The organism is Helcococcus bovis (assembly GCF_046035835.1).
Classification (GTDB): Bacteria; Bacillota; Clostridia; order Tissierellales; family Peptoniphilaceae; genus Helcococcus; species Helcococcus bovis.
This window is the reverse complement of sequence record NZ_JBFNGB010000012.1, coordinates 48,521-55,747: the sequence shown is the minus strand read 5'-3', so window position 1 is coordinate 55,747 and position 7,227 is coordinate 48,521. Positions and strand designations below refer to the sequence as shown.

Genomic DNA, 7,227 nt, shown 5'->3' with positions numbered 1-7,227 from the left:
ATTTTAATTTAAGACAAAAAAGGAGAATAAAATGAAAAAACAAAATCTCAAAAATCAAACAAAGATTTTGAAAAAGATAAAGATATTGATAATGATGGAGTTGTAGATAGAGCTGATATTGATCCAAATAGACATGAAGTTTCTGATTTTAAAGATTTAAGCATAAAAAATAAAGTAAATGTAAAAGAATTATCTGAAATTGAAAGATAATTATGTTAAAATATTATTATATAATGAATTTGTTCAAAATGAACAAAATAAGAGGGAAATATTTATGATAAGTCTTATAATCACATTGGGTATAATTTTTATAATTTTGTTTTGTGCATTTATTACATTTTTTGAAATATCTGTATTTTTTATGTACAACCAAAATTTTATAGCAAAATACATTCAAGCACCGTCGATAATTCAAATGGGAGTGTATTTAATTTTAATTGTTCTTTATTTACTTATATTATTTTTAATAAAAAGAAAATGTAAAATATTATATTTAATATACACAAGTTTTATAGTATTTGGATTAACATCTTATTTAATTTATGAATCATACAAACCTAAGGATAGATTAAACTGGATAGTATTTATTCTTGCAGTAATCATATCTGGTATAATACTATATTTAATTAGATCTAAGGTAATTGTGGGATTAGCTGAAAGAATTTTTGATGATATTTTTGATAAAGATGATGATTTATGGTTTTTTGGATTATTTGAATTTTATGAATTAAACATATATCCTAAATTAATAAAAAAAGAATCATCTCACGAAAATAATTATGAAAAAACTAATATTCCAAATATAATGGAATACATGCATGAGTGGAATAGTATTGAAGATATACCTAAAATAGTAATTATAGAATCAGGTACAAATACACATTACAAATTAAGTAATTTAGAAAATAAATTTGGAAAAGAAAATCTAATTGAAGCAATAAGAAAAATAAATAAATCAAGTTTCTTAAAAGGCTATAAAACAAATTTTATAATTACGTTTGAATGGTTTTTAGAGGAAGATAATTTTGTAAAAGTGTTGTCTGGTAGATACACAGATAGAAAAAAGACATATAAAAAAGCAAATAACTCAAATTCATCAAAAGATACTGAACAATCAAAAAATAATTCATTTGAAGAAAAATATATAAACTGTTGCGAAATATTAGGAGTAGATGTTGATTGTGAAGAAACAGAGTTAAAAAGAAAGTATATGCAATTATCAAAAGTATATCACCCTGACCAAAATAAAAACAAAAACTCACAAAAGAAATTCATTGAAATTACAGAAGCATATGAATTTATAAAAGACAATCAAGAAAGATATATTAGAGATTTTGTTCAAAATGAACAAAAATAGAGGAGAAAAGAAATGAGAAAAAATTTAGTATTATTAATAGCTTTAACACTTTCACTTACAGCATGTTCAACTAAAACAAAAGAAACAGTTAAGGAAACGAAAAAAGAGATAAAGCTAGAAACAATAAAAGAAACAAAAAAAGAAATAAAACAAGCACCATTGTTAAGTAATTTTAAGGTTATAAAAAAGGATAAAAAAGAATATATTTTAGCTGATATTAAAAATGATAAGGATAAAATAAAAACATTAAAAGTTTTAGAATCATTTAAGATACCATTTACTAAACAAAAAGAAAGTGTTGAATTTTTAAGAGGTTTATGGGATTTAAAATATAAAAAAGAAATAGTTGAGAAAATAGAAAAGGAAATTAATTCATTAAAAGATACTAAAAAAATAAAAGAGATAGCAAAAAAAGAAGAAAAGAAATCCAATGAAAGTAAAAATCTTGTAAAAGATGAAAAAGAGTTAGCACAAAAATCAGAAACACAAAAAGAAAACATTAAAATAACAAAAAAGGAAGAACCTAAAGTTACACAAAAAGAAACATCAAAACCACAAAAAACAAAACAAAAAGAAAAAGTATGGGTTGTTGACGTGAAAAAACAAGATCCAGTTTATGAAAATAAATGTGTTTTAACAAAACAAGCATGGACAGAAACAACTGATGAATTAATTGATTTTGATCAAATAATAAAACCTAGATGGTTTGTAAATAGTGATAAATATGGTAAAGAATATTATTATAACGAAAAAGAAGCCTATAATCGTTATGGTAATTTATTAAAGGAAAAAGATGTTAGATCTAGTTGGGGAACAGCTGAAGATGAGGTAATAATAACAAATAAAAAATACAAAACTATTAATCATTCGGAAGAAAAATCCTGTAAAAAAGTTTTAATTAAAGAAGGAGTAAAAGAAAAAGGACACTGGGAATATAGATAATATTACTTTTGTTCAAAATGAACAAAAGTAACCATCAAAGAGAGAAGTAAAATTCTCTCTTTTTTTATTTCTAACACTTAAATGAATGTGCGTAAGCACACAATCAAAAAGCGGAGCGTTAGCGACCTTTTGAGCAAAGCGAAAAAGTTCTAATTTATAATAAAAAATTAGAATAATAAAATAAAAATATTAAATTGTCGTAACAATAATGACAGTTAGAACTTGATAAAATCTGATATAATATGTATAGAGAGGAAAAAACATAATAAGTGAGAGAGAAAAAAATTTCTCTCTTTTTTTATTTTTAAAGGGGGGGAAATAATGTATAAAATATTTTTTTATCTACTAATGATAAAATTTTTCGCAAAGTCACATTAAAAAAAATATTGAAATTATAGAAATATATAAAAGAAAATCAAGAAAACATGATAAATAATTTGTTCATTTTGAACGAAAAATAGAGGAGAAAAATGAAAAAAATTAAAAATAAATTAACTAAATCATTAAGTGCTATACTAGCATTTGCAATATTAATATCCGGAATAATAATTCCGAATAAAATTGTATCAGCAGCACCAAGTGGGATTAAAGTCACAAATCATGGTGGAGGAGAAGGAAGAGGTTCAGACTATTTTACATCAAGTGATGGATATTATATATTTTGCGGAGAAGCTTCATTAAATCCACCTGTAAATCCTGGTAATACATCTACATTAACAGGTTGGAGAGAAGAAAAGAATGAAAAAGTTAGAAAAGTTGCATATTATGGATATGCTTCTCCAGAAAAATGGAGTAAGTTGGAAACTTTTAATCTATATGGTGTACCAGCAAATAAAGGAAGTAAAGGATATCATTTAACACATTATGCATTATCAAATGTATGGGGAACAGCTCCTAAATATTTCATGAGAAATTCTGAAATGCAAGAATTTTTATCATATATTGATTCTAAATCAAATGCACCAGATTGGTTTAAGGTATATTCAACAAAATCAGGTGGAACTCAAAGAATGTTTGCATGGAATTTTAACAAACCTACACCATCACAAAAAAAACATAGTTTATCATTAGTAAAAACGAGTGCAAACAAAACTTTAACAGATATTGCAAAGGCTGGATATTCACTTAAAGGAGCAGAATATGGTGTATATGATACTAAAGTAAATGCACTAAACAATAAAAACTTATTAAATAAACTTATAACAGATGATAAAGGAAGGTCAAATAAATTAAATTTAGCACCAGGAAAATATTTTGTTAAAGAATTAAAAGCACCAAAAGGCTTTAAATTAGACCAACAAATTTATGAAGTTGATTTAACCTCAAAAGATCAAGTACTAAATGTAAAAGATGAACCTTTATTTGACCCATTAGATATTATGCTTAAAAAACAAGGTGATGATAATAGACCACTTGAAGGAGCAGAATTTACAGTTAAATATTATGATGAAATATTAACAAGTACACAAGGTAAAAAACCTATTAGAACATGGATATTTAAGACGGATGAAAATGGATATATTTTGTTTAAGGAAAAATATAAAATAAGTGGAGATGAGTTATTTAAGGATCAATATGGAGTTACATTAGGTTTAAAAGGAACATATGAATTTATAGAAACTAAAGCACCAAAAGGATATATTTTAGATCCAACACCTGTTTTAGCATATGTAAAAGAAAATGGAGCAGAAAAACCTGGTACTGTATATAACATGCCAATTGTTAAAAATGAAAGAGATAAAAAGGAACTTAAACTTGTAAAAGTTGATAGTGAAACCGGAAAACAAATCCCACAGTCAGGAGTAATTTTTAATATTTTAGATAAAGATATGAAAAAACTTACTATAGGTGGAGAAAGTGAATTTAAGACTAATGATAAGGGAATTGTAACTATTAAAGAAAAAGTCTTACCTGGTATTTATTATATTAAAGAAATAAAAGCACCTTCTGGATATTATCTAGATCCAAACGGTAAAGCTATAAAGATTGAAATCTTTGAAAATGATACAAAAGTTATAATTAAAGAAATTAAAAACACACCACAAAAGGGTATAATAAGACTTGAAAAAACAGGCTCTATATTATTAGGCACAAAGGCTAATCAAAAAGATAAAGATATTACAGATTTAATATTTGAAGAAGGATTTTTAGCTGGAACAAAATGGGAAATTAGAGCTAAAGAAGATATTATTTCAAATGATAAAGTTACAACTTTATACAAAAAAGGTGATTTAGTAGAAAGCTTAATTACTAATTCAACAAGTGAAATATCAAGTAAAGAATTAGCACATGGTAAATATACATTAAAAGAAGTATCAGCACCAAAAGGATATTTAGTAGATCCAAAAATTTATGATATCGAATTTACATCACAATCACAAGAAGTTAGAGTATCTTCAAAATCAGTTAAAGCATACAATGAAAGAAAAGAACTTACATTTGAATTTAACAAAAAATTTGAAGATACAAAATTATTTACAATTGAACCAAAAGCAACATTTGGACTTTTCTTAAATGAAGATTATACTGAAAATGGAATAACAGTTAAAAAAGATACACTACTTGATAAAGTAACAATTGATGTAAATAATATAACTGAAAAAGTTACACAAAAAGAAGTTAACGCTACAAAAGAAGTTAAAGAAGATGTAATAAGTTATGAAATATCAACATTTACACAAAAAGAAGTTGAAAACAAAGATAAACCAATTATTAAAACAGAAGAATATTCTATATTTGAAATTAAATTACAAAATGGTGAAGTAAAAGTTTTTAATACAAAAGAAGAAGCTTTAAGCTTTATTGAAACACAAAAAGATAAATCTAATTTAAGTGTTAAAGAAAGTAAAAAATCAGAAAATGTAATTGTAGGATATGAAACAAAGATTGAAAAAACTTTAGACAAAGTACTTAAATTTAATAAAGTAGAAGAAAAAGATAAAAAAATAGCTGAATTAGAACAAAAAGGTATTATCTATTCTATTAAAGAATTTAAGACAACAGTAACTAGACAAGTAGAAGATACTGAAAATAAAGTGCTTGAAAAAGTAATAGAAAGAAAAGCAAAAGGTAAATTTAAGGATATTTTAATTGATGGAAAATTCTACATTAAAGAAATATCTACTGCTAAAGGTTATGTTTTAGATAATACAAAACATGAAACTGGATTTGATTTTAATACAACTGATAAAAAACAAAATACAGTTATTGGTGCAAATATTGTAAATAAGCTTAATAAAATCACTTTAGATGTTACAAAAATTGAAGCTGGATCAGTTGAAGAAGGAAACAAAAAAGTTGTTTCAGGAGCTGAATATGTGCTTATAGCAACTGATTCTAAAAAAGGGGAAACAATAGTTGGAAAATATATTACAGATGAAAATGGAAAGATTGTAGTTGAAAATCTTCCAAATGGTAACTATATTTTCAAAGAATTAAATGCTCCAGAAGGATATTTCAAAAATGAAAAAGAAATTAATCTTAACTTTACAGACAAAAAAGATGGTTCAACATACAAAGTTGAAGTAATTAATGAGAAAATTCCTGAAATAAGAACAACAGCTGTAGACAACGAAACAGGTAAAAAAGAATCATTACCATTAGAAGAAGTTATCATTAAAGATAAAGTAATTTATTACGATTTAATTATTGGAAAGACATACATTTTAGATGGTACATTAATGTATAAATTAACAAATAAACCAGTTTTAGTAAATGGTAAGGAAGTAAAAGCAAGTAAAGAATTTATTCCAACAAGTAGAAATGGATTTGTAGAATTATTATTTACAGTACCAGGAAGTGTTGTAAGAGGTAAAGAAACAGTTGTATTTGAAGATTTATACAAAGATGGGAAGTTATTAACATTCCATAGAGATATACATGATAAAGCTCAAACAACAAGAACAACAAATCCAAGAATTAAAACAACATTAATGGAAGTAAAAACTGGAGCTAAAGAATTTTTACCATTAGATAAATTAATACATTTAGTAGATCGTATTGAATACTTTGATTTAGTACCAGGAATTAAAATGAGATTTGATTTAGTTTTAATGAATAGTGTAACAAAAGAAGTATTAAAAGATGCTAACGGTAAAGAATTAACAGCAAGTTTAGAATTTACTCCTGAAACAAAAGATGGAGTAGCAGAAGTATTTATCACAGTTAATGCAAAAGATTTAAGAGGTATCTCACTTGTAGCATTTGAAACATTAAGTGATATTTCAGTAGAAGGAAAAGTAAGAAAAGTAGCAGAACATAAAGACTTTAATGATAAAGATCAAACTGTTAAAGTATTACCAGTTCCACACACTCCTAACAATCCAAATACAGGAGATACAGGAATATTTGCAGTAATATCAACACTTGTTATTTCAGTAGTAGCTTTATATTTTGTAACTATAAAACAAAGAAAAATTAATAAATAGTAATTTTTGTTCAAAATGAACAAAAGTTAGAAAAGTATTAGAGGAGAGAAATCTCCTCTTTTTACTTTTTAAATAAAAAAAGAAGAATTAGAAATGTCTAAACGAGAATGGTTAGAAAAAAAGGGTTAAATCCAGAAATTTTAAATTTTAGTTTTTATGACGAAAATTATAACTTAAATAATGATAATAAAAGAGAAAATATAAAAGATGAATTCAATTTAGATATATAACTTAAAAAAATAAAATAAATTTTGTTCAAAATGAACAAAAAGAAAGGAATAAAAATGGAAGCTTTTAGAGCAGGAATAAATGTTTTAGGACAAATTGTTATAGCTATAGGTGGTGGTCTTGGAATATGGGGAATCATAAATTTACTTGAAGGTTATGGTTCAGATAATCCGGGAGCAAAATCTCAAGGTATTAAGCAGCTAATGGGTGGTGGAGGACTTATATTATTAGGTATAAAGGTAGTTCCACTATTAGCAAATTTATTTGGTTAAT

Annotated in this window: 5 protein-coding genes; all 5 read left to right on the top strand. The window is 25.0% G+C overall.

Annotated elements, in window-relative coordinates:
- Positions 1-274 precede the first annotated feature (274 nt).
- The 5 genes from ABGF48_RS05230 (at position 275) to ABGF48_RS05210 (ending at position 7,226) form a co-directional block, all read left to right on the top strand.
- Entirely contained in the window at positions 275-1,357 is a 1,083-nt protein-coding gene (locus ABGF48_RS05230) for a J domain-containing protein (RefSeq protein WP_408105284.1), read from the top strand.
- Positions 1,358-1,369: 12 nt separating this feature from the next.
- Positions 1,370-2,299, top strand: coding sequence for a hypothetical protein (locus ABGF48_RS05225; protein ID WP_408105283.1), 930 nt, complete (start codon positions 1,370-1,372; stop codon positions 2,297-2,299).
- A 470-nt stretch (positions 2,300-2,769) separates the two neighbouring features.
- Positions 2,770-6,726 (top strand): SpaA isopeptide-forming pilin-related protein, encoded by a 3,957-nt coding sequence (locus ABGF48_RS05220; protein ID WP_408105282.1) that lies wholly within the window; start codon positions 2,770-2,772, stop codon positions 6,724-6,726.
- A 107-nt stretch (positions 6,727-6,833) separates the two neighbouring features.
- A complete protein-coding gene (locus ABGF48_RS05215) occupies positions 6,834-6,956 on the top strand; it encodes a hypothetical protein (RefSeq protein ID WP_408105281.1) in 123 nt (40 codons plus the stop codon).
- 30 nt (positions 6,957-6,986) lie between these two features.
- Positions 6,987-7,226, top strand: a complete 240-nt coding sequence (locus ABGF48_RS05210) for a Maff2 family mobile element protein (protein ID WP_456264622.1) — start codon at positions 6,987-6,989, stop codon at positions 7,224-7,226.
- The last annotated feature ends 1 nt before the right edge of the window (position 7,227 follow it).